The following is a 24,677-nucleotide window of genomic DNA, read 5'->3' as shown; positions in this document are numbered from 1 at the left end:
TCCAACTGACAACTTTGTCAGTGCTGCTTTTTGCATCAGTGCTCCATTCGAAAGCGTCTTTAGCGAAGAGTCAATAGGAGCCCCTTTATGCACTTGTTCAACATGGCGACCCTCTTCGTTGTTCTTACCCTTGTAGGCGTCGAGTTTTCTGTATCTGCATTCATGAACCCTGCGGCGTCGCGGCTCGAACCCGAATCGCAATTGAAGATGCTAAGCCGTTCTGCTCTCGTGCTTGGAAAGGTGATGCCGGTCTGGTACTCGCTCTCCACCCTGCTTCTCGGTATCCAGACCTGGCTCTGTTGGCACACGCCTGGGCGCGCAATCCTGCTTACAGCAGATGCGATCTGGATTCTTATTTCGGTGGCATCGATCTTCGTCCTGGTTCCACTCGCCATTCGCGTGGCCGAAGGAGCTGCTGATTGGCAGCGGATACATCGGATTTGGGACCGGAGACATCGAGTGCGCATAGCCGCTCTCGCCACCGCAGCTGTCCTGCTCACATACGTAGTAGTCCGCTGAGGGATGCTCGATCCAGATCAGTACCGGAAAAGCCCTTCTGTTGAGCAACAGGCCCAGCCGGAAGCGCTCGAATATTTATCAAAGGGCTATTCCATTTCGGCAGCCGCGAACGGAGCGTCTGCAGCAGCCATAGCCCGCCGTGCCAGCTCGCGAAATGTCTCGCGCAGATCCGGCGGGCTATGCACCACAACGCGTCGTCCCATGCTCAGCAGCATCGCCGCAAACATCTCTAGTCGGTCGCGCCCGCATCGCAGCCGCGTGCCGCCATCCTGTGTCTCCATCGATACGCGAATCGGCCCAAAACTGCGCTCCGCCATCTCAATCGGCATATCAATCCACACATCGATCTGATAGTCCGACTGAATAAACGGCATCCGCTCCTCAAGATACTTGCGCGCGTCAAAACCCGGCGGCCTGCGAAATCCCACCGTACCCACCGCAAGGTCCGCCACGCGATCCAGCCGGAATGTCCGCATCGCCTTGCGTGTCAGGCAATAGCCAATCAGGTACCAGCGCCCATCCGTATGCATCAGCGCATACGGTTCAATCTGCCTTCGCGTTGCCGCACCATCAATGGCCTCATAGCCGAAGCGGATTCTTTTACTGGTACGAATGGCCGTAGCAGCGCGGATCAGGCTCTCCACAGAGGTCGAAACCACCCACGGCCCCGGCTCAATCGCCACCACATCCTCCACTGTGCGCACGCTCTCGAGCAGCGCATCCGGCAGCACACGCCGCAGCTTTTCCAGTGCGCTCTCCGTAGCCGGCGCAAAGGCCGAAAGCCCAATCTGCCGCAGCGCCCGCAGCCCCAGCGACAGCGCAAAAGCCTCCTCATTGGTCAGCAGCAGCGGAGGCAGCCGATACCCCGGCTTCAACCGGTAAGCCCCACCCACACCACGCGACGCCTCCACAGGAATCTTCAAATCCTTCAGCCGCACAATGTACCGTTGCACCGTGCGCAGATCCACCTCGAGCCGCTCAGCCAGCTCGGCCCCACTCACAGAGTCGCGCGCCTGCAGAATCTCCAGCACCGTAAGCACGCGCATAACCGGGTCATACATAGGCACTCCGGCCTTTCTGCGCTGAAGCAGAAAAGGTAGGCCGGGGTATTTATCCCCGGCAATAAGTCCAGCGAAAAGGTTTGGGCCTTCAGGCCCTGAGGTATGCTCTTCGCCTCAAGCTACTGCTTCCGCAGATCAGAACCGAATTCAATTCTTTCTTCAATTTACGACATAACCTGTCGGGAATGGCGCGTACTCTCCTTGTTGTACCCGAATGCGGCAATACACAAGGAGAAATGGAAATGACAGCAACGGCAACTGAAGTCAGCGTAATCACGGCAGAGGAGCTCCTCAAGCACTGGCAAGGGCACCGGGGACTAACACGCAAGGTCATCGAGGCATTTCCGGAAAACCAGCTCTTTACCTTCTCCGTCGGCGGCATGCGGCCTTTTTCGGAGCTGGCCTGGGAGTTCATCGGCATGGCCGTGCCCGTCGTCGACGGCGTCGCCACCGGCAAATGGGTAGAGTTCGACAAGGCAAAAAAGCCCGCGACCAAGGAAGAATTACTCAGTCTCTGGGATCAGCAGACCACTCAGCTCAACGAAAAATTCTCCAAAATTCCCCCGCATCGCTTCAGCGAGACGGACAAGGCCTTCGGTCAGTGGGAGGGTTCAGGCATCAAAACCATCCAGTACGCAATCGACAACGAGATCCACCATCGCGGTCAGGGTTACGTCTACCTGCGCGCTCTCGGCATCGAGCCGCCGCACTTCTGGGAGCGGTAACTCAAATGCACAACGAATAGCGGCTGCCTGACGCCAAATAGTAAGCGTCGGCAGCCGCTTATTATTTCCAGGAACGAATTTCAACGACGCGCCTAATTCCACGTAGCTTATAGTTATCGCAACGCGGAGGCGCCAATGTCTCAGGGTGAAACCGGAACTGTAGCTCTCTGGCGCTTGTACACGCTGCGGATCTCTTACCTGATCCTCGCCGTCGGAATTGGCCTGACTTTCTGGCCCAGCGTGATTCAGCACACACCGGAATTCGCTGCGTCACGAGGCATACAGTTCAGCCTTCTCGCAGGCCTTGGCCTGACCGCCGTGCTCGGCCTTCGCTACCCGGTCAAGATGATTCCATTGCTTCTCTTCGAGCTGATCTGGAAGACTATCTACCTCATCTTCTTTGCACTACCGCTTTGGAGAGCGCATCAGATCACAGACGCAATCGCAGCCGACATCTTTTCCGTAGCGATGGTGGTGATCTTTGTGCCGCTCATCCCATGGGGCTATGTCTTCCGCGAATTCCTCATGAAGCGCGGCGACCGCTGGCGCTAGCAAATCAAATCCCTGCACCCATCTGCTGGACGAATCGCCTCAAACCGGATTAAATCAATCCATCCCGCTTTTTTCGTGAGGCCCTCATGCGCAAGCTCATCGTGTCTCTCAGCATTCTCGCTAGCAGTGCTTGCTTTTTGTCAGCACAGGACCACACCGTCCTCGCCACATCCACCACGGTGGAGTGGGGCCACTACGCCGCCGACGCCAAACCTGCCATCACCGTCCACTCCGGCGACACGGTAAAGATGCAGACGCTCTCCACCTGCGGCCCGACCGATCGCCTCATCGCGCGCGGCGTCAAGCGCGAAGACATTCCCGTCTACAACGACGAGGTCTACAAGAACTATCCCGAAAAAGACAAAGGCCCCGGCGGCCACATCTTAACCGGCCCCGTCGCAATCGAAGAAGCCGAGCCAGGCGACGTCCTCGAAGTCCAGATCCTCAAAATCGACATCGACGCGCCCTTCGCCTGCAACAGCTTTGGCCTGCATCGCGGCTTCCTGCCCATGGAGTTCCCCTACAGCCGCACCCGCATCATCCCGCTCGATCGCGAAAAGATGCTTGCCCACTTCGCACCCGGAATCGAAATCCCGCTGCACCCCTTCTTCGGCAGCATGGGCGTAGCGCCCGGCCAGGGCCGTGTGGACTCAGCGCCGCCTTTTGCTCACGCCGGCAACATGGATAACAAGGAATTAGTCGCCGGCACCACGCTCTTCATCCCCGTAGCCGCCAAGGGCGCGCTTTTCATCGCCGGCGACGGTCACGCAGGCCAGGGAAACGGCGAGGTCGACATCACCGCCATGGAGACCTTCCTCACCGGCACCTTCAAATTCGTTGTTCACAAGCAGCAACCGCTTCTCTGGCCACGCGCGGAAACACCCACTCACTACATCACCATGGGCTTCAGCCCTGATCTCAAGGAAGCCACCGAGCACGCCTTGCGCGAGATGATCGACTTTCTCGTCACAGAGAAGCACATGAGCCGTGACGACGCATACATGCTCTCATCCGTCGCCGTCGATCTCGACATTACGCAGCTCGTCGATGGCAACGTCGGGGTGCATGCCATGCTCCCGAAGAGCATCTTCACCAAGCAAAAATAACGGCTACTTGAGCTGCATCGAGTACATATTTCCCGTATACGTGCGCGCGCGAATCAGCGGCATATCGTCCTGCGTCAGACCGACGAAGACGTAATCCACCGCATCGCCCTCAGACGAGCCCGCCAGCTTGATCAGCTCCTGCATCTGTCCGCCAGGAATCGCAATGCGATCGATCGGCTGCGAGGGGTCAAGCGATCTATGGACGTATAGATATCGGCTGTCTGAAGACCAGGCCGGATCCGCTCCTGAATCTCCCGGCAGCGTCTTCCACGTCTTCGCCGCCACATCATAAAGTCGCACCTGCCGCTGATCCAGCGTCAGCGCCGCAATATAGCGCCCATCCGGGGACCAGCGCGGACTGAACAACCCATCCGAGCCGGGAATCACTTCAATCTTCCCCGTCTTCAGATTCACAATGTCCAACGTCCGCTCGCTGCTCTCTTTGCCCAGCGCATCATTCACGCGCCCATACACCAGCGACTGCCCATCCGCCGACCACGATGGATCCGCCGCATTGCGCAGCTCCTTCAGCACCGGCTGCACATCCCCGCCGCTCGCCGCCACCAGATAAATCTGCCATGCCTTGCCCGGCTGTTTCGCCATAATTGCCAGCCGCTGGCCATCCGGCGACCACCGAGCCATAAATACGTTAAAGGCATCCGGCGTCAGCTGAATCTTCTGCGTGCCATCCGCCGCGGCGCGCCACAGCCTGCCCGCGCTGTCCGTCCACGCCACCCATTGCTTATCGCGCGACCACGCCACCCTATCCGCAGCTCCCAGAAATCCGCGCTCGGCAGCCAGTGCGCCGTCAGCAGTTACTCGGTACACCTCGAAACGCGTATCCACGCCAAGAAAATAGATCGTCTCGCCCGTACGCGAAGCCACCACTGACTGAAACTGCAGCGGTCCGTATGTCAGCCGTGCCGGGTTCGTCGCGCTGTTGCCGCTCAGCCGCCACAAATCTGTATTGCCGCCGCGCCCGGATTGGAAGACATACGCACGCCCATCGGCAGTCCACACACCACAGCATTCTGACGCCGGCTCGCTGAATCCCGTCAGAACTGGCTTCGGCGTTCGGTCTCCCGCCGAAAGCTGCCACAGCGTCTGCGTATGCGCAATTGGGTCCAGCACCGTAAAGCGCAGCAGCTTGCCCGCCGGATTCCACCTCAGCCAGAATGCCCGCCCTGGCACGGAGGCGTAATGTTCCGGCTGGCTTGAAGTCCCCTGCATCCGGTAAAGGTCGTTCCCCGCGGCATACAAAATCCCATGCCCGTCCGTTCCGGCACTGCTTGGCATCCACGTCGCGTCATGCGCCAGCACGGCGCCCACCCGCAGTGCAGAGCCCCCGTCCACCGGGACCACCCACAACGGCTGTTCCGACTCTGGCGACAAATGATTCCGCAACAATAGCTGCGACCCATCCGGAGAAATATCTCCCAGCGTCGGCGCTGTCACCTCATTCGGTATGCTGAGATTCACCGGCGTGCCGCCCGAGATCGGCACCGTCGCAATCGTCGACTTGCCGCCCTCCAGCGTCTGGACAAAGATCCGATAACCGTCCGTTACGCTTGCCGTAAAGTTTTCTGTAATGGCCGAACCCACTGCCAGGTGCCCATTCTGCGTAAGCGGACTGATGCGCACAGGCGCATTCCCCGGCGCACGAACGCCGAAGAAGTATCCTGCCAGCACTCCCACCGCACCCACAACCAGCGCCAGCGCCGCCACCCTCACCGCGATTGGAGTTTCGCGCGGCTTTACCGCCGGAATTGCCACCGGTATCGCCGAACCAGGAGCCGGCACTACGACCGTCACAGCCACCGGCCCCTCATGTACGGCTACCACTGCCGGAATCGCTGGGGCTTCCATCACGGCAGCCCCACTGCCGGAAGCCGTTGCATGATCCGCCGCCGAATCCATCTCCGGCGTCTCCACTATGGTCCCGGAATGCTCATCCGTCACCGGATTTACCGGCGCAATAAATCGGTATCCACGTCTCGCCAGCGTTTCCACAAAGCGCGGGTTGTCAGCCGAGTCCCGCAGCGCCTCGCGTATCTTATTGATGGCCGTCGCCAGCGAGTGATCGAAATCGACGATGGTGTCGTTGCCCCAGAGCCGAAACTGTAGCTCTTCCCGGGTCACAATCTCGCCGGCATGCTCCAGCAGCAAGGTCAGCACTTTAAATGGCTGGCTCTGCAGCTTGATCCGGCGACCGGCTCTCCACAGCTCACCTGTGCTGAGGTCTACCTCATACAAACCGAAGGCGAGTCTCGAAGCCGCTTTACCGCTTCGCATGGTAAAACTCCCACAGCAAAACCACAGATACTGTACCGCGATGCCCCAACACTTAAGTTGAAGCAACCACAAGATTCCCGGCGGCAGGGCTCGTCGCCACAGGGAATGTGACCCTCAGGAAGCGGCAGCCTCGGGCGACACGGAACAGAACCCACCTTCTGGTTTTGCTCACCCATCCATAAATGTAACACTTCAACCGCCTGGCATGACCGTGGATGACTCATCGCATCCGTCTGATAAAGAGACGTTTAAGCGTAGAACAAGAAATGAACGTAAAACGAATTGGAAAGGATTGCGCAGAACATGCCTGTCGCCGCATCGTCACCAACGAAACTCGAAGAGTTCGGGTGAAGCACAGCTCGTGCAGCGAGTGTCTTTGGAGGTAATGCGCAATGAGTAGTACGAAACATACGAAAAGAGTGGTGCAGCTTGCTGGCCTTGTGTCCATGCTGCTCATGCTCCTCGCCGGAGCGCAGTCGCTCCTGGCGCAGTCGGACCTGGCTAGCGTTCGAGGTACCGTTGCGGATGAGACAGGCGCGGCGATCCCGGGCGCGACGATCGGCCTGGTGAGCACTGACAATGGATCTACGCAGACAGTCATCTCGGATGACACAGGCAGCTTCCATTTTGAAGCCATACTCCGTGGCAATTACTCCGTCACGGCGAAGGTAGCCAACTTTGAGAGCGCCACGCAGAGCTTCATGCTCAACGTCTCGCAGGTGCAGAATGTGAATTTCCGGCTGAAGCCCGGATCCACCGCCACCACTGTTCAAGTCACCGACGCAGCTCCGATTGTCGATCTTTCGACGTCCTCCATCGGGGCAGTGATTGAGCCGAAGCAGGTGATTGACTTGCCGTTGAACAGCCGCAACTTTACACAACTCGCCTTGCTGACGCCAGGCGTGACTCGCGGCGGCTATGGCAGTGCGGCCTCCGGCCAAGGCGGTAACGCTGAAACATGGCGTTACGGCGACAACGGCGGCGCGGCTCTTTCGGTAAACGGCCTGCGCGCGCAGGCGAACAACTTCGAGCTGGACGGCCTGGACAACAACGACGCGCTGGTCAATACCATTATCTTTTTCCCGCCGGTGGAGGAGACGGATGAGTTTCGCGTAACCACGGCCGTGGCTCCGGCGGAGTTCGGCAAGGCCGGCGGCGCCATTATCCAGTCGTCTATCAAGTCGGGCACGAATCAATATCACGGATCGCTGTTCTTCTTCGATCGAGACCAGATCTTTGACGCCAATCCGAATTACGCCTTTGGCAACACCCAGAACCCCGCGCCCCCATATCGCCGCCAGCAGTTCGGCGGCACGCTCGGCGGTCCATTGCCTTTCCTGCATCACAAGCTGTTCCTGTTCGGCGGCTACCAGGCACTACGCCTGGTCACCCCCGAGGGTGAAACCTTTCAGTCTGTACCGACGCCGCTGATGCGCACGGGTGATTTTTCCGAGCTGATCACCGACAGCACGCAGAAAGGCGGGTTTAGCACAGTAGCCCCCAGTGTTCCGTACGGGCCAGTGACGGGCTGCACCACAATGCCGTCCACTGTGATGGGCACCATTTATGATCCTGTCACCTGCGCACCGTTCCCCGGCAACATCATTCCCAGCGGCCGCATGAGCCAGGTGGCGCAGAATTATTTGAACGCCTTCCCGGCACAGAACAACGCCAATGGCAGCATTGGCAGTAACTACTTTATCAATCCGCAGGAAACGCAGCACATGAACGACTTCGATGTGCGCATTGACTGGAAGCCGACGGACAAGGACAGCTTCTTCGGGCGCTACAGCTATGGGCTGGATATTCAGAACAAGGAAAGCCTCTTCCCGAATCTGCCGGCCGGCTTTGGCTCGGGTTACAATCCCGTGCATCCGCGCGGTGAGGCCGTGGGATACACGCGTATCTTCACGTCGAACCTCGTCAATGAGTTCCACTACGGACATATCTATGACTTCTTTGGCTACATTCCGCCGTTCGACAATATTCCCGTCTCAGCGAACCTTGGCATCCTGAATGCAAATCGTTCGCCCCTGCTCGGCGGCGGCGCGGCAATCAACGGCGGCTGGCTGGCCTACACGGGTGACGGCGGCGCATACACCGTGCCGCAGGGCGATAACCAATACGTCGATCAACTCATCTGGACCCACGGGCAACATAGCTTCCGCTTCGGCGGCAGCATTGAAAAGCGCTACGTCAACTTCTTCCAGGGCAACAATGCCAAGGGCTCCTTTGACTGGAGCGGCAATCAGTGGACCGGATTCTCCGTTGCTGACATGCTGGTGGGATACGTGGACGACTACAGCATCGGTGTAGCCAGCAGCTACTTCGACACCCACAACTGGGAGACCGGCTATTTTGCGCAGGACGACTGGAAGGTGACACCGCGGTTGACGCTGAACCTTGGCGTGCGCTATGACCTGTATACCTTCCCGTATACTTCGCACAATTATCAGTCGGATTTCGACCTGAATCCCTTTTCACCGACCTTCGCGCAACTGGTTCAGGCCGGGACGAATGGAACGTCGGCCAGCCAGGTCAACACGAACTTTGGCAACTTTGCTCCGCGCTTCGGTTTTGCGTATGACCTGCTCGGCAACGGCAAGACCTCGGTTCGCGGCGGCTACGGCATTTACTACTTCCAGGACCGTGGCGGCGTAGGCAACCAGCTAAGCAACAACGCCGACTTCAATGGCTCCGTGGGCTATTCGAGCCTGCCGCAATTAGGCGGCAACCGCATCATGTTCAGCGGCCAGGCTCCGCAGTGCACAACCAACGTTGCAGGGTGCGACAAAACCAACGCAAGCGCAACGGGCGCGCTGCCTCTGCCGGCCTTCGGGTCTACGGTCAATCGCGCCAATCCGACAGGCGTAAGCCTGATCTCGATCCCCAAGAGGCTGCCGACCTCGATGATCCAGCAGTTTGATCTGCAGGTGCAGCAACAGCTCACGCCAACCACCTCGTTGACCGTAGCCTATGTAGGCACCACCGGGCAGCACCTGATGACCTGGGTGGGAGCAAATGCGCAGGTTCTCGGCCAGGATCCCAACACCTTCCAGTTCCCTAACTTTGAGGGAATCAATCAAGGCGTTGCCCAGGGAATGTCCAACTACAACGGCCTGCAGGTCTTTCTGAACAGCCGCGGCATTAAGGGCATTCAGACGACGGCGGCTTACACCTGGTCGCACACGCTGAGCAACTCGGAAGGCGCTTTCGGCACGGGCAGCAGCCAGTTCTTCGTACATGCATTGCCCGGCTTTACTCCGGGCGTGATGCCGTCGGCGAACCAGCCACTGACGACCAATGTGAGCCTGGCGGAAAACTACGGCAACTCCGACCAGGATCAACGGCAGACCTTCAGCTTTACCGCACTCGGCGAGCTTCCGTTCGGCAAGGGCAAGCGTTTCGCTTCCAATGTTCCCAGGGCAGTGGACGAGTTCATCGGAGGATGGCATCTGAATACGATCGTCACCCTCCAGACCGGCCAGCCCTTCTCCATTACTACCGGCGACTACTTCTACGACGGCAGCAACGGAGGCGGCGCGTCGCTCCAGGGCGGCGGCTTGACCAACTTTGCCAACGCCAGCGGAAAAGCGCATTACACCAAGAGCCTGCACGCGTGGTTCGACACCTCGCTCTACACGCACCCCGCGGTCATCAACCCCAATGGACAGGTAAGCACCTTCATTGCGCCCGGCAACACGGCTCGCAATGTCATGGTAGGTCCAGCCTATCGTGACATGGATGCTTCGCTATTCAAGGACTTCCACATCATCGAGCGCGTAACGGGCCAGTTCCGCGCCGAGGTCTTTAACCTGTCCAACACGCCCGCGTTCACCAATCCGAACGGCAACCTGGATGCCTGCCAGTACACAGGCGGCACAACATCTACCTGCCCCGCAAATGCCTCCGGTCTGGACAACGGACATTTTGGGCAGATTGAAGGCACGCGTGCAAACTCCCAACGCGAAATGCAGCTTGCGCTGCGCTTTACCTTCTAATTGGGATTAGCCTCCCCCTTGCGCCGCATGGCCCCATAGTCATGCGGCGCTTTTTTCAAGCTCGTGAGGAAGTCTTCCATGAAACCCGGTTCCAGGCTCTCATTCCGCCTCTTTCTCGCGACTCTCTTGCTCGCGCCCATCTCCTTCGCCCAATCCGCCAAACCCGTCATCACCAAAATCGATCCCCCCAACTGGTTCGCCGGCCTGCCCCCCTCGCTCTTGCTCATCCACGGCGAGCACCTCGAGAACACAACCTTCTCCATCCGCGCAAAATCCGGATCAGCCCACCCTCGCATCACCGAAACCACCATCTCCCCCAACGGCCATTGGGCCTTCGTCAATTTCGATCCCGGCAAAAAGCCCGGCGCCATCCAGCTCATCGCCACCAATCCCCGCGGCAGCACCACAGCTCTCTACACGCTCACCGCTCGTCGCCCACAATCCCAGGGCCCCCGCGGCTTCAACTCATCCGACGTGATGTACCTCATCATGCCGGACCGCTTCGCCGACGCCGACCCCACCAACGATGCCCTCCCCAACTTCCGCGATCCCGACGACCGCAGCCGCGCCCGCGCCTATCACGGCGGCGACATTCGCGGCATAGAAGCCCATCTCGATTACCTCCAGCAGCTCGGAGTCACCACCATCTGGACCACCCCGCTCTATGACAACTCTGCCGAGCAATCCGGCAACAGCTATCACGGCTACAGCGCCACCGATATGTATGCCGTCGATCCCCACCTCGGCACCATGGCCGATCTACAATCTCTCGTCCGCGCCGCCCACGCCCGCGGCATGAAAGTCGTCCTCGACACCGTCCCCAACCACGTCGGCGCAGCGCATCCCTGGGCCAAAGACATGCCCACCCCCGACTGGTTCCACGGCACCCCCGCCTCACACATCCAGGCCCAATACGATTTCCTCAGCATCGTCAACCCAGATGGCAACGCCGTCACACGCAATGCCGTCCTCAACGGCTGGTTCGCCAACTCGCTCCCCGATCTCAATCAGGACTCCCCGCTCGTCGCCCTCTATCTCACCCAGAACGCCATCTGGTGGATTGAAACCGCCGGCATCGACGGCCTGCGCATCGACACCTTCCCCTACGTCCCGCGCAGCTTCTGGCACACCTACAACGGCACGCTCCGCCAGCTCTACCCGCAAATCTCCGAAGTAGGTGAAGTCTTCGACGGCGATCCCAAGGTCACCAGCTTCTTCGCCGGCGGCCGTGCCAATCGCGGCTCTGACGGCACAGTCGATACCCTCCTCGACACGCCCTTCGATTACCCGATGTTCTTCGCCTTGCGCGACGCGCTCACCCGTCGGAAGCCCATGACCGCCATCGCCGAAGTCCTCAAGCAGGACGCGCTCTACCCGCATCCCGAGCGCCTCGTCACCTTCCTCGGCAATCACGACAACAAGCGCTTTCTTTCGGAATCCGGCGCAGACCCAGCAGCCTTGCGCCTCGGATTCGGCCTCCTCGCCACGCTCCGCGGAATGCCTCAGCTCTACTACGGCGACGAGATTGCCATGACGGGCGGCAACGACCCCGACAACCGCCACGACTTCCCCGGCGGATTCCCACAAGCCAAGTCGGATCAACCTAGCCAAGCCAAATCCGACGCCTTCACCCAATCCGGCCGAATGGAAGCCGAGCAATCCATGGAAGCCTGGGTCAGCTCCCTGTTGCAGCTCCGCGCCCACACCCCTGCGCTCCAAACCGGCCAGCTAGCCGTGCTCTCGGCTGATGACCGCACACTTGCTTTCATCCGTGGCACAAACCTCTCCAGCGCATGTTCACAGCAACCCCGCTACATCATCGCCGTCAACTCTGACAGCGTGCCGCACGACATAACCATTCCTCTCGACACTGGTTCTCTAATCAACTGCTCCCGCTTCATCCCCGCCCTCGAAACCACGGCGGAAGCCCACTCCACCGCCGGAGGCAAGCTCCAGATTCATCTCCTCGCACAGCAGATCGTCATACTCCGTGCAGAGAAATAAAATCGCTAAAAAGGTACCTAACGTGGGTCGCCTTTTTTATCTACTGCTACAGCGGTTAGAAGCTGATCTTCATAAAGAACTGTGCATTGCGGTGGCCTGACACAGTCGGATAGGGATCAGTAAAGTAGTTAGGTCCAAAGTTGTTGTAGGCATCTGTCACCACGCCCGAGGAGAGCGTAGTATTCTCGATGCCAAAGTTGCCGTGGTTGAAGATGTTGAACAGATCGCCACGGAAGTCCAATACAACCTGCTCGTGCAGCTTGAAGCTGCGCTGAATGGCCACATTCCAGAGCTGGAATCCTGGGCTGGTGAGAGAGTTACGGCCAACTGGCTTCCCGTATTGGTCGGGGCCAGGGACTATCCAGTGTACGTCGCTTGCATTGACCGGATGGCAGTTGTCACCGGTGTTGTAGAAGCTGGGACCGGAGCAAAGCCCGGAAACGCCAAACCAGGAGCCGTCAGCAGCCCAGGTGGTGAGCGGAGCCTTGGGATTGCCGAGGCTGGGGCGATCGTTCGAGATGCCGTCGCCGTCCACGTCAAAGCCGTTCTCTACGTTTTCCGGGCTTCCGGTTTGGAACTGCGTGATGCCTGAGATTGCCCAGCGGTTGACGATGTTGCCGAGGATCTTCATCCCGCCTTCGGTATGCCAGATAGCCGGTGTCCAGATATAGGAGAGAGCAAGGCGCTGGCGAGCATCGTAGGCGGAGTTGCCCCAGTCCGTGGTTCCACGCTGAATCGGATAACGGCTGAACTGGTAGGAAGACTGGTTGAGAGTGGTAAAGATTTCAGAACCATCATCCAGAGCATGTCCGTAAGTGTAGGACGCGCGGAACAGGAACTGGTGGTTGAACTTGTGATCCAGTTCCGTCCAGAGGCCGGCATATTCGGAGTCTTCGGAGTTGTCGCGGACGACGATGGAGCCGCGGGTGGGAATGACGCGGGCACTGTTGGCGGTGCCGAATTCGTACGAACCAACGTAGGGATTCAAATTGGTCTGGCCGTACAGATGCTCGCCGCGCTCGCCGACATAACCAACCTGGAGGGTAGTCGCCCAGGGCAGTTCTTGTTCGACGTTCAGGTTCCAGTGGAAAGTCCGCGGTGAACGCAGATGATCCACGATGGGATCTGCTGTGTTGGTAGCCAGCGGGGTTTTGTTGAGGTTGCTGACCTGTTCCATCCAGGCGGAAGTTCCGCGGCCGCTGGTGGAGCTTGTAATCACCGGCGAGGCAGCGTTGGGTGCGGATGCCTGGATGTTGTCGATGATGTTGGTAAAGACAACGTCATAGAATACGCCGAAGCCGGTACGAACGACTGTCTTATGCTGCCCAAAGAAAGTCGGGCTCCAGGCAATGCCGGCGCGCGGTCCCCATTCGCCAAAGTCGCCGGTTTGTTTCGTATTGCAGCTGGCGCCTGGGTCCAGCGGGAAGCAAGCGATGTCCTTCTGATCGATGCCGGGATAAGGAGTGCCGGGAGCATTGAAGGGAGCTCCGTTGTATTCATAGCGGAAGCCAAGATCTAAGCTGAGCGTCGGCATAAGACGCCATGTGTCAGTGGCAAAGTAGTTCTGGCTGAAAAGGCGCGGTTGAGCAGTTGGGCTGCCGAAGTTCTGGCTGATGGTGGCTGCATTTCCGCCAAAGTCGTCGATCAGGTTGGCCAGGCCGGTGTACTTCACTGACTGCTCGCCGACCGTGACCGGACCGCCGGAGTTGGCATAGCCAACAGAGCCATAAAAGTTGAAGGGAATCCCGTCGCGGACGCGGATGTCGGCAATATCCTCACCGAACTTCCAGGTGTGCTTGCCCTTGATCCAGGTAATGGTGTCTTGCACCTGGTAGGTATTGTGGAAGCGGCCTTGCGGAATGCTGGTGGGAATACCGTAACCGGTAAGGCCTGCAACAGAAACTCCGGGGCCGCCGAAGAGCGGGTTGGAAGTGGTGCTGGAAGGCAGACCGAAGCTGAAGCCGATGCGGCCGTACGAGAGACGGAATTCATTCAGGAGGTTTGGCGTGAAGGTATGTGTCTCCGCGATGCCGGCGTTGTACGACGTACCATCCTGGTCCGTATCAAAGCCCGGCAGTTGACCCGGAAAATTGAACACGTCATAAGGAGCCGTAAACCGGCTGCGGATGAACCGAAGACCCAGCGAGTCCTTGCCGGAGGCAATGTAATCGCCCTTGAGGTCGATTTCAGGGGCTGAGGTGTCCGCGCCAAGATTGCGTGCTACGGTTCCCACCTCCACAATGCCGCGCTCTACGCCAGTGACCGGATCAGGACCAAGGTCAATGTATGTGGCGCCCGCTTGAGGAATCTGGCCGACGAGAGTGCCATAGGCTGCAAGCAGCTTGGCAAGGGTCGGGCTGCTTGCAGCATAGGGCTGAAGCGTAGCAAGGCCAGCGGCGGTAGGGATCGAAAGCTGAGAGAGATTGGCTGTGGAACGATAGATGTCCCACTGATAGGAGGCGAAGCCGAAGAGCTTATTGCGAAGAATGGGTCCGCCGATGCGGAAGCCAGGCAGGTTTTCGCGGTACTTCGTCTTGACCGGATCCTGATAATAGTTGTTGTTATGGTCGATGGCATCGAGCGAAGAGTTCCTAAGGCGCTCGTAGACTGCGCCGTGGAACTGGTTGGTTCCGCTCTTGTAAATCAGGTTCGAAACCGAGCCTGCCCCATGTCCGTACTCAGCGGTATAGGCGTTCTCGATAATGACAACTTCCTTGACCGCTTCGTCATTGCCCGGCTGAAGGCCCTGGCCCTGAATGCCGGCATCATTGTTGTCCTGGCCTTCAATCAGGAAGTTGTTGGCGCGAGGACGGCCGCCGCCCACATTGAAGTTCACACCATTCGAGAACCCGCCCTGCTGCGTGTTGATCACACCGGGAAGGGTAAGTGCAAGCTCGTAAGGGTTCAGGCTGGCGATAGGAAGGTTGCTGATTTCAAGTTCGCCGATGGTGCCGCTGATCTGGCCGTTATCTGTGTTAAGTACCGCATTGTCGGCAGTAACTTCAATCTTGTCGCTTGCCTGGCCGACCTTCAGGACTACGCTGGCCGTCACGATGGCGGCGGGGACCTGAAGGCCCTTCTGAAGGGTAGTCTCAAAACCTTTTGCTGAGGCGGGAATGTCATAAAAGCCGGGCTGCACTGACTCGATGCGGTATTCGCCTTCGGCATTTGTCGTCGTGGTTTTTACAGCGCCTGTATCGATCGAAGTAGCTGTAACAGTAGCCCCGGTCACTACCTGGCCCGCTTGGTCGGTAATGACGCCGATGATCGTGCCATTTGAAGTTTGTGCATTGCCGATAGCCAGACCAGCAACGAATAGCATGACAACAAAGAGTGTTCGCTTAAGAGCAGCCAAGAATACCTCCCTAAGAAACAGGTGGATCAGATTTGACAGAAATCCCGGCCCCTGATTCTTATCTAGGACCGACACGCGCGAGAATACAAATCAGCCAGGAACCATTCGTGGGGTACGATTGTGGATTAGGCATCCTTGTAACAGCAATTGATGTGCCAAACTTGGGATTAATAGTTGATTTATTAAGTCTATGATTTTAATATAGTTATTAATAAAACAAATGTCATGGAAATGTCTTTAACGAGAAAAGCTGCGAAAATTCGTAAATAAGTTATTAAGAATATGATAATTCGTAGTAACTGCCGCCTGCCATATTGTTCGAGCAGACGAATTCCAATCGCTTTTCGGGCCTGTGTGGGGAGAAAAGGACGTATGGCAACTGCTTTCTTGTGCCTCAAAATTTGCCAGGATCCCTGAGTTACTTTTGTCCATTATCCTTTAGTAACGCATTCCATCCTCGGAAAGTTTGCGTAGAATTAGGCCCATTTGTGGCACACTCATAATAGCCAGAAGAAAAGGCCCGAATCCCACCGGATTCGGGCCTTCTGTTTTTACTGCTGTGCACTTGCACAGTCTCAGAATGAAGATCGCATAAAGATTTATATAGAAGCTGTGCAGTCGTCCCCAACTCGCACAAATAAAATCACTTCGGAATCAGCCCTGCACAGGATAACTCGCGCTAAAGCAAGAAATCCTACGCCGGCACCTGCATAAATTCGAGCGCCCGGATCAGATACTGCTTCAGTTCCTTGCGCGACATCACGGCATCCAGAAATCCCTTTTCGAGCAGAAACTCTGACCGCTGAAAACCCTCCGGCAGCTTCTGACGGATCGTCTGTTCAATCACCCGCGGCCCGGCAAAACCGATCAGCGCACCCGGCTCGGCAACATTCAGATCGCCCAGCATGGCAAAGCTGGCCGTTACGCCACCGTACGTAGGATGCGTAAGAACGCAGATATAAGGAATGCGCTTATCATCCATCTGCGCCAGCCCGGACGAAATCTTTGCCATCTGCAGCAGGCTCACAATGCCCTCCTGCATACGCGCTCCGCCCGAAGCCGTAACAATAATAAGCGGCTTGCGTCCTGCCAGCGATCGATCCACCGCGCGTGCAATCGTTTCGCCCACAACCGCGCCCATTGAGCCGCCCGCAAAGGCGTACTCCATCACGCTCAGCACAACCGGGATCGGTCCAAGGTCACCCACAGCATTCAATATGGCGTCATCGAGGCCCGTCTGCCTGCGTCCCTGCTCCAGCCGCAGCTTATAGGGCTTGATATCCGTAAAGTTCAGCGGGTCCGTAGAGCGAAGCCCCTGATCTACCAGTTCATAGCCGGGTTCCAGCAGCGAAGCTACACGCTCCTGTGCGTCCATACCGAAATGGTATCCGCATTTTGGGCAGACATTAAGGTTAGCCTCCAGATCGGCCTTCCAAATAGCCTGCCTGCAGCCCAGGCATTTTACCCACAGGCCGTCTGTTCTAACCCGCCGCTCTGCATCTTCACCTTCAGGTGCCGGAGCGGAGGTCAAATCTGCGTTTTCGCGCTTGAACCAGGACATAGTGTCTTGGTTATTGTAAATGGCCAGATGCCGCGAACGGTCTCACCCCGCATTCGCACTGGAAAGGTCTACACGTATTCCGAAAATGCTTTACGATAATCCGAGCAAAGGAAATGTAGCACGCATGTCCAATATCCCCGCCCCTCAGGCCAATATCGACTCCCGCATTCTGGTTCAGGTCGCCGCACAAGCGGCTGAAGACAAAAAGGGCGAAGACACCCGCATTCTCGCACTTGACGCCGCAGACTCCGGCCTCGCGGACTTCTTCCTTATCACCTCCGCCACCAACAACCGCCAGACGCTTGCCATTGCCGACGAGATCGAGCTGCGGATCAAGCGCCAGTACGGCATCTACCCGAACTCGGTCGAAGGCCGCCGCCAGGGCGAGTGGATCCTGCTCGATTACATCGACTTCGTCGTGCACGTTTTTCTTGCCGAGAAGCGCGCCTTCTACGACATTGAGCGGTTGCGGAAGTCTGCCCGCCCGCTGACGCCTGCGGAGTTTGATGAAGAGTTAAAGGCCGCACTCGCCGAAAAGACCCGTGCCACCCGCGCCAAATCCGACAAAGTAAAAGCAAAGCCTCCGGCAACAAAGCCCGCGGCGAAGAAAACAGCCCCGGCAAAGGCTGCAAAAAAAGCTGCAGCTAAAAAGACCCCTGCGAAGTCCGCAAAGAAAACTCCGGCCAAGCCGGCAGCAAAGAAAGTCGCGGTGAAGAAGTCCGCCGCAAAGAAGTCCGCAAAGAAGAAGTAGACTTCCGGCTAGAAGCTTCGAGCAATAAAAATGGCGTCCGCATAGCGGACGCCATTTTTGTTTATGCAAGCGCCGGAATTACTTGGCACCCGCGGTTAGAAGACGAACTTGCCGTGAAGAACGAACAGGCGCTGCGTGACAGCCGCGCCCTGGAACGAACCGTAGGGGCTTGTCGGAGGAGCAACTGTGCTGCTGATGATGCCGAACGCTCCTGAACTGACATCGCTTGTTGGAGAAGCAAAGTTCGCGTGGTTGAAGATGTTGTAAGCGTTAATTCCGAGCTGGAAGTTAAAGCGCTCAAAGTTAACCAGCTTTTTCATCAGGTTCAGGTCGCTGTTTACATAGTGCGGACCAAAGAGCGAGTTCCGGCGAATGTTGCCGAAATCAGCCTGATTGCCGAATACAACAAATTGCGACGGGTCAAAGCAGGAGCCGGTGACGCACTTGTGGGGATCTGAGCCCGATATATTCGTGATTTGTCTTGTCGGAACCGTGCTGTCCGCCATGAGAGTGGAGCCCAGGTTGGGGAAGCCGCTGAGGAGTGCGCCGTTGGTAACATTGAACGGCTCACCGCTGCGGTAGTACGTCTTGCCTCCGAGGGTCCACCCGCCAGCCACCGCGTCCACAAATTTGTGACCACGGATGTGCGGTTCGGTGTAAACCAGGTCGCCCACCAGGTTATTACGGATATCATAGTCCGCGTTTGAGTAGTTGAGGTTGCCGGCACCGAGGCTCGGGGTCAGCTGATTTGTAACCGCTCCGCTGTTGAAGTATTCGCCTTCTCCGCCGTTCGACACCATATCGAGTGCATGGCTGTACGTATAGGAAATTTGGCCGGTAAACCCATGGCTGTTGTGCTTCAGTTGTACCATCAGGCCGTTGTAGTTCGAATGGCTGTCGTTGGTGTAAGCCTGCACGCGCTCAAACCGTGGATCCAGCTGGGTAGAAGCAGTAGCAAGGGAGCGGCTGTTGGTTGCGTTCAGGTACGGATTGATGAGAACACCGTCGTAGCCGTAGTTGCCGGCATAGGTCAGGATCACGGCCGTGCTGCGGTCCAGCTGGCGCTGCACCTGCAGGCTGTACTCCACGTACTCGGGAACATTGAACTGGCCAGGAAAGGTAGCGCCCATGGCCGGCGGAACGAACGGAATTCCCTGAGCGGATAGCGAATTCTCAATCTGGGTCAGGCCAGAGCCGCTGCCGAAACCTTGCAGGATGGCAGCGTTGCCGGCTGTCGTAAATGCACCTGATGTGCCGGTGCCAGTCGTATTCAGTGCTCCGTCAAAGGTAGTGATCAAGTTGTAATTCGGGAAGTTCTGAATCACACCGTCGATAAATCCCGCCGGGTAAAGATCGCTGAACCAGCCCACGCCGCCACGAACTTCAGTCTTTTCATCGATGGAGTAGTTAAAGCCAAAGCGCGGCTGGAAATTGAAAGCCTGAACGCTGGGGAAAGCATTCCAGCTCTGTGCCTGAATCTGACCGCCTTCCGCATGGTTATACGGCGTATCTGCCGTAACACCCGAAGCCGGAAATGAACCCACGTAACGGGAGAAGCAGCCATCATGGCACAGCGGATTGCCCGTGCGATCAATACGTGCGCCAATTGTCAGCTTGAGCTTGGGAGAAGCCTGCCACTCGTCCTGGAAGTAGACGCCCAGATTGTAGAGCGCCAGATGGGCGGTGTTGGTCGCCGTATAGGCCTGGTTGTACTGGTCATTGCCATGGTAGGGCGCATTGGTCAGATCGCCGCTGGCAAAGTCGCCGAGTCCGTACAGAATGGCGTACGGGAAGACGACTGCCTCTTGCGAATCGTAGTCTGAAACCAGGTCACGACGGAAATTGGCACCAAATTTGAGGGTGTTCTTGCCTACGATCCAGCTGTAGTCATCTGAGATCTGGTACTGCGTTACATTGCGGCCTTGAGTCAAATAAAACGGCACACCTAAAGACGGAAGTCCGGGCGCGGCGTTCACGCCGCTTCCATCTACGCCAGCGTCCGTATAGTAGAAGTTCACGGGCAACTCTGCCAGCGAAGCGGCAGGATTTGCAGGTCCGAAGTAGGCCGTGTACCAGTTGGCCGCCACTGTTAGTGAGTTGGTCTTGGTGTTGCTGAAGACATAGCTGTCATTGAACTGACCTTCGTATTCCGGCTGAATCGAAAGTGCGCTGAAGAGCGGATCGACGAAGCTGGTACTGGTCGGCTGCGAACCGCGGTCCATCTTGTAGCGGCCATAAATCTTGTGCTTGTCGCTGATATTCCAGTCGCCGCGGCCAGTGAAGAGCCATTCCTTGTTGATGTTGTTTGCAGTTCCGGTACCCACGAGCATGCAAGGCGTGTCTACACCAAAGGTGCCGCCGCCAGGAGCTGGGGTCCCCTGCATGCCGCCAGCATCCGCAAGACCGCAACCGAGCGCGCCATTTCCATCCTGGTTCGATGCCGAGCCGTTGGTTACCGGCTGAGCATTGGCATATGCCGGCGATTTCTTAAACGACGCGAGAGCAAGCGCATACAGCGACTGCGCCGCGGCTGGGACATTTGACTGGATATAGGAGGCCATCTCAGGAGACGGGAACGTCAGGAAGCCGCTGGAACCAGGCAGAACATAGCGCAGACCTTCGTAGTCAGCGAAGAAGAAGACTTTATCCCTGACGATAGGTCCGCCCACGTTGGCCGCCCACTCGTTGGAAACAGCATGAGGCCTGTCCGAGGGAAGTCCACTGACAAGGTTGTCATACTGGTTGAACCAGCCGTTGGCGTTCAGCGCCGTGCCGTTCCAGTTATAGTCTGCCATGCCATGGAATTTGTTGGTACCGGACTTGGTGGTGTAGTTGATGGTGGCGCCGGCAGCACGGCCATACTGCGAGTTGTAACCGTTCTGGACAACCGTCGCTTCGGCCAGTTCGCCCTGTCCCAGCGTCAGATTGGAGCTGCCGGAGTTATTCAGGTTGAGGAACGGGTCCTGGTTGTCAAAGCCATTCAGTACAAAGAGGTTCGATATGCCCGGCAGGCCGTCGGAGCTGAAATTGCCGTAAGAGCCCCCGACATTGACCACAACACCGGGAAGCGTGAACGCAACCGTCGTGACGTCGCCGCCCGGGGTGGGCAGAGCCTGGATCTGCTCTTCGTTAAAAGTGGTCGCAAGTGCAACGTTCTGCGTATCTACCAGAGGTAGTGTGGTGGCGCTTACCTCAACAATGGTTTTATCCGCCGTCGGGGTCACCTTGATATCCGCAGGCAGCGTGGTGCCGACCAGAACCGTTATCACCGTGGTCTCCGACTGGAGGCCTGCCGAAGTCGCCGAAACCTTGTACGTGCCCGGCGAAAGCTGAGACGCAGTGTAGCGTCCTTCCGCGTTTGTCGTAATGACCTGTTTGGCATTGGTGCCGGTATTGATGATAGTCACCGTAGCATTGGGCACTACCGCGCCGCTTGCGTCGGCAACCACGCCGCTGATGGCGCCCGTGACTGCCGTTTGAGCATGGGCGACCGGAGCGGATACCACCATCGCCAGACCGGCGAAAGTAAGCAGGCTCAGAGCCAGTGCCGCGCCCTGCAATTTGATAAATCGCATGGAAACTCCTCCAAATCTAAGGGAACGAAGTCCTTAAAAGATCTTCGCTCCGTGGGTCATCCTCATCGCTTTGCCGGTAAAGACCGCCAAAACGAACAATCACTACAAAGTAGCTCCCAGACAGAAGGAGCTATGGGTCTTACTCTTATCTGTTGTTTGCCTATGTTTCTTTTGGTCCGTGCTTGCGTTAATGCTCACGCCCCCGAGGACGACAAAATTACACATGGCATCGTTTGTATTGCATGAGAAGTGCCAAATCTTTTCCGGATGCATATTGCACCTTTTCTATAGAAAACAAACGATTTCTAGAGTGTGAAAATTTCTTTATTTTTGAAGGGCCTACGAGATTTCATAGATTAGAGGCTTCATATCCCATAAATTGTGGATTACTCGTTTATTTCCTCCCACAATCCCTCTCCCATCTGACCCGAATACGCATACAGCAGCACGGTCGATTAGCCCATAAAGAAGCCGTGCCGTTTCCATAAAGAAGCCGTATGGTATCCTTGCCCCCAAAGGCTGGTACGATCCATGCGTATCCACGCACATCCCGCTTTGCCGCTACTGCCCGCCACCCGGCGCTGGTCGCGTGCTCGGCTGCGTGGCATTTGCCCACTTCGTCATCTGCATCTGCGTGTGCTGCCCACCAGCACCCGACCTAGTCTCTTCGGCGGCGATTAAGCTACAGGACCGTCGAAGATCCTCGTCTGCGTTTCCCTTTCAGACCTGAACGGCCTGCATAGCGCCAGATGGTGCTGCCGGTGGTGGTCCCGAATCCGCACAAACCGGTGGGCAAATACGTTGTCCGCCAACGAGAGGATAGCTACATGACTCAACAGGAGCTACACGCACAATTTGGCCCAAAGCTTATTACTGCTCTTCCGGGCCCCAGGGCTCGCGCCGCTGTGGATGCCGATACACGGTTGATCTCTCCCAGTTACACCCGCTCGTATCCGCTGGTGGTCAAAAGCGGCCGCGGCCTGCGCATCACAGATGTGGACGGCAATGAGTTTCTCGACTTTGCCGCCGGCATCGCCGTCACTTCCACGGGGCATTGCCATCCTGAAGTGGTGGCGGCCATTCAGAAGCAGGCCGCTGAGTTGATTCACATCTCTGGCACCGACTTTTATGACGAGCATCTGACCGATTTTGCCGCCCGCTTGAGCGCGGTTGCGCCCATGAAAGGGCCGCATAAAGTCTTCTACGGCAACTCCGGCGCAGAGGCTGTGGAGTGCGCGTTGAAGCTGGCCCGGTATCACACAAAGCGTCAGCAGGTGATTGCGTTTTACGGTGCTTTCCACGGGCGCACCATGGGCGCGCTCTCGCTCACCGCGTCCAAGCCCCAGCAGCGCCGCCGCTTCGCTCCACTTGTTCCCGGCGTGACGCATATTCCATATCCATATGTATATCGCGGCTGCAACGGCACACCTGCCGAGCGGGAGCAGTGGGCCCTAAACTGTGCGCGATACATCGAAGAGAAGCTCTTCAAGACCAATATCGCGCCAGAAGAGGTAGCGGCCATCTTCGTCGAGCCCATCCAGGGCGAAGGCGGCTATGTGCCGGCTCCCGCCAACTTCCTCCACGAACTGCGCGCCATCTGCGATCGCCATGGCATCTTGCTGGTCGCCGACGAAGTGCAGTCCGGAGCCGGGCGCACCGGTAAGTGGTGGGCCATCGAGCACTCTGGCGTCGAGCCCGATATCCTCACCAGCGCCAAGGGCATTGCCAGCGGAATGCCCCTCGGCGTCTGCATTGCCAAAGCCGAGATCATGGACTGGCTGCCCGGGTCGCACGCCTCCACCTTTGGCGGTAATCCAGTCTCGCTCGCTGCGGCACTCGCCACCATGGATGTGCTCGAACGCGAAGGCATTGCCAATGCCGCGCACATCGGCGGTTTGATCATGAAGCGGCTGGAGGGCTGGAAGGAGACGCACCCGCTCGTAGGCGATGTGCGTGGCCGCGGCCTCATGATCGGCATTGAGCTGGTCAAAGACAAAGCCACACGCGAGCCGGTCACTGCGCTCCGCAATAAGATCGAGGAGCTTGCCTTTGAGCGCGGCCTCATCATTCTCGGTTGCGGAGAAACTTCCATTCGGCTCTGCCCACCGCTAGTGGTCAAGGAAGAAGAGGCCACCGTTGCGTTGGACATTCTCGAAGAGGTGCTGACCGAAGTAGAGAAGCAGCACGCGCACCAAGGCGAACTGGCTACGGCAAACGCTTAACTCTTGCATTCCGTAGTGGCACGCTTACAATGAAGGGCAATGTCCCCTCAAAGTATGCGTGCCGCGCTCGTTCAGCGCGCATTCTCCATGCTCAGTACGCTGGTTCGCATTCGCGGCCGCGAAAAGGTGCCCGCACATTTGGTTGTGGGTGTGCAGGGCGAAGATGCCGCCTTCTTCCATCTACTCAGCAAGGGCTACAAGGTGGTTGCGCGGCGTTGGTCAGCGCGCAAACTACCTGGGGATGTGGATCTCATTGCGTGGCAGGGCCAGCTTCTCTGCATTTTTGAAGTAAAAACCCGAACAAAGCGTGACCTGACGCCGGCTCACGTAGCGGTCGATCAGCATAAGCGCCGCGTGCTGCGCCGTCTGGCGCGCGCCTATCTGCGGCAACTGCCTCGAAATGCTTCCACGGTCACTCGCCCAAACGTACGTTTCGATGTGATCGGCGTGTATCTCATTCCCGGACGCGATCCGGAGATCGAACACTTTGAAAATTCCTTCGGGTGGAGTGATCGGCGGGATTGGCACGAAAACTGACCCCGTGTCCGATCGCGTGTGCTCTCAGCGTTTGCATTTGGCAAAAGCCCAGCAGGCTGTTCTGGGGTCGCACTTACAGAATTACAGAGACTGTGGGAAGGACGTACCCTACGACGTAAGGAAATACAGATTTACAGAATTTGTACGGGGAGAAAATTTTGTGTTTTCTCTATCATAACCAGAGTCAAGTTGCTCTTTTTCAAATACTTGCAGATGATTTTTTGCTTAGAAAAGGGTGCGAAAATGCGGCCAAAATGCGGTGAAAAGCGCATTTCTTGAGCTCCAATGTGACTGCCATACCGTCGGAACACGTATTTGGGGCGGAAAGACAAAGGCCCGGGTCATTAGGGACCGGGCCTTTGTCTACTGCTGATTATGAGTCTGGCACAGATGAAGTTAATTTTGTGCAAACAATC

Annotated in this window: 14 protein-coding genes; 9 read left to right on the top strand and 5 right to left on the bottom strand. The window is 57.5% G+C overall.

The window, feature by feature from the left end; genetic code table 11:
• Window positions 1–87: 87 nt before the first annotated feature.
• Window positions 88–519: a DUF1772 domain-containing protein gene (locus VO84_RS10145; RefSeq protein ID WP_058187519.1), complete on the top strand. Its 432-nt coding sequence runs from the start codon at window positions 88–90 to the stop codon at window positions 517–519.
• Window positions 520–605: 86 nt separating this feature from the next.
• Here VO84_RS10145 and VO84_RS10140 read toward each other — a convergent pair whose 3' ends face one another.
• Complete coding sequence (locus VO84_RS10140) at window positions 606–1,580, bottom strand: helix-turn-helix transcriptional regulator (protein ID WP_058187518.1); 975 nt, start codon at window positions 1,578–1,580, stop codon at window positions 606–608.
• A gap of 242 nt (window positions 1,581–1,822) precedes the next feature.
• Between VO84_RS10140 and VO84_RS10135 the strand changes: the two genes are divergently transcribed.
• From VO84_RS10135 to VO84_RS10125, 3 genes are all read left to right on the top strand, one after another.
• The gene (locus VO84_RS10135; RefSeq protein WP_082661875.1) at window positions 1,823–2,305 is read left to right on the top strand and encodes a DinB family protein; all 483 of its coding nucleotides are present in this window, start codon (window positions 1,823–1,825) and stop codon (window positions 2,303–2,305) included.
• Window positions 2,306–2,440: 135 nt separating this feature from the next.
• Window positions 2,441–2,857, top strand: coding sequence for a hypothetical protein (locus tag VO84_RS10130; protein WP_058187516.1), 417 nt, complete (start codon window positions 2,441–2,443; stop codon window positions 2,855–2,857).
• 86 nt (window positions 2,858–2,943) lie between these two features.
• Complete coding sequence (locus VO84_RS10125) at window positions 2,944–3,963, top strand: acetamidase/formamidase family protein (protein WP_058187515.1); 1,020 nt, start codon at window positions 2,944–2,946, stop codon at window positions 3,961–3,963.
• Between the two features lie 3 nt (window positions 3,964–3,966).
• Here VO84_RS10125 and VO84_RS10120 read toward each other — a convergent pair whose 3' ends face one another.
• A complete protein-coding gene (locus VO84_RS10120; RefSeq protein WP_058187514.1) occupies window positions 3,967–6,255 on the bottom strand; it encodes a winged helix-turn-helix domain-containing protein in 2,289 nt (762 codons plus the stop codon).
• A 392-nt stretch (window positions 6,256–6,647) separates the two neighbouring features.
• Here VO84_RS10120 and VO84_RS10115 point away from each other — a divergent pair, with 392 nt between their 5' ends.
• Both VO84_RS10115 and VO84_RS10110 read left to right on the top strand, forming a co-directional pair.
• On the top strand, window positions 6,648–10,256 hold the full coding sequence (locus VO84_RS10115; RefSeq protein ID WP_082661874.1) for a TonB-dependent receptor: 3,609 nt from the start codon (window positions 6,648–6,650) through the stop codon (window positions 10,254–10,256).
• Window positions 10,257–10,334: 78 nt separating this feature from the next.
• Window positions 10,335–12,260, top strand: a complete 1,926-nt coding sequence (locus VO84_RS10110; RefSeq protein ID WP_058187512.1) for an alpha-amylase family glycosyl hydrolase — start codon at window positions 10,335–10,337, stop codon at window positions 12,258–12,260.
• Between the two features lie 55 nt (window positions 12,261–12,315).
• On the opposite strand, the gene VO84_RS10105 is transcribed toward VO84_RS10110, so the two are convergent.
• Complete coding sequence (locus VO84_RS10105; protein ID WP_058187511.1) at window positions 12,316–15,615, bottom strand: TonB-dependent receptor; 3,300 nt, start codon at window positions 15,613–15,615, stop codon at window positions 12,316–12,318.
• A gap of 694 nt (window positions 15,616–16,309) precedes the next feature.
• Window positions 16,310–17,176 (bottom strand): acetyl-CoA carboxylase, carboxyltransferase subunit beta, encoded by an 867-nt coding sequence (gene accD, locus VO84_RS10100; protein ID WP_058187510.1) that lies wholly within the window; start codon window positions 17,174–17,176, stop codon window positions 16,310–16,312.
• Window positions 17,177–17,300: 124 nt separating this feature from the next.
• Here accD and rsfS point away from each other — a divergent pair, with 124 nt between their 5' ends.
• Window positions 17,301–17,927: a ribosome silencing factor gene (rsfS, locus tag VO84_RS10095; protein WP_058188696.1), complete on the top strand. Its 627-nt coding sequence runs from the start codon at window positions 17,301–17,303 to the stop codon at window positions 17,925–17,927.
• Window positions 17,928–18,022: 95 nt separating this feature from the next.
• Here the strand turns inward: rsfS and VO84_RS10090 are convergent, their stop codons facing one another.
• Window positions 18,023–21,502 (bottom strand): TonB-dependent receptor, encoded by a 3,480-nt coding sequence (locus VO84_RS10090; RefSeq protein ID WP_058187509.1) that lies wholly within the window; start codon window positions 21,500–21,502, stop codon window positions 18,023–18,025.
• Window positions 21,503–22,329: 827 nt separating this feature from the next.
• On the opposite strand from VO84_RS10090, the gene VO84_RS10085 reads away from it, so the two are divergent.
• Together VO84_RS10085 and VO84_RS10080 are read left to right on the top strand one after the other, a co-directional pair.
• Window positions 22,330–23,724: an acetyl ornithine aminotransferase family protein gene (locus tag VO84_RS10085; RefSeq protein ID WP_058188695.1), complete on the top strand. Its 1,395-nt coding sequence runs from the start codon at window positions 22,330–22,332 to the stop codon at window positions 23,722–23,724.
• A 39-nt stretch (window positions 23,725–23,763) separates the two neighbouring features.
• A complete protein-coding gene (locus VO84_RS10080; protein WP_082661873.1) occupies window positions 23,764–24,261 on the top strand; it encodes a YraN family protein in 498 nt (165 codons plus the stop codon).
• The last annotated feature ends 416 nt before the right edge of the window (window positions 24,262–24,677 follow it).

The sequence above is a fragment of the Occallatibacter gabretensis genome (assembly GCF_001449115.1).
Taxonomy (GTDB): domain Bacteria; phylum Acidobacteriota; class Terriglobia; order Terriglobales; family Acidobacteriaceae; genus Telmatobacter; species Telmatobacter gabretensis.
This window is presented reverse-complemented; position numbering and strand designations above follow the sequence as displayed.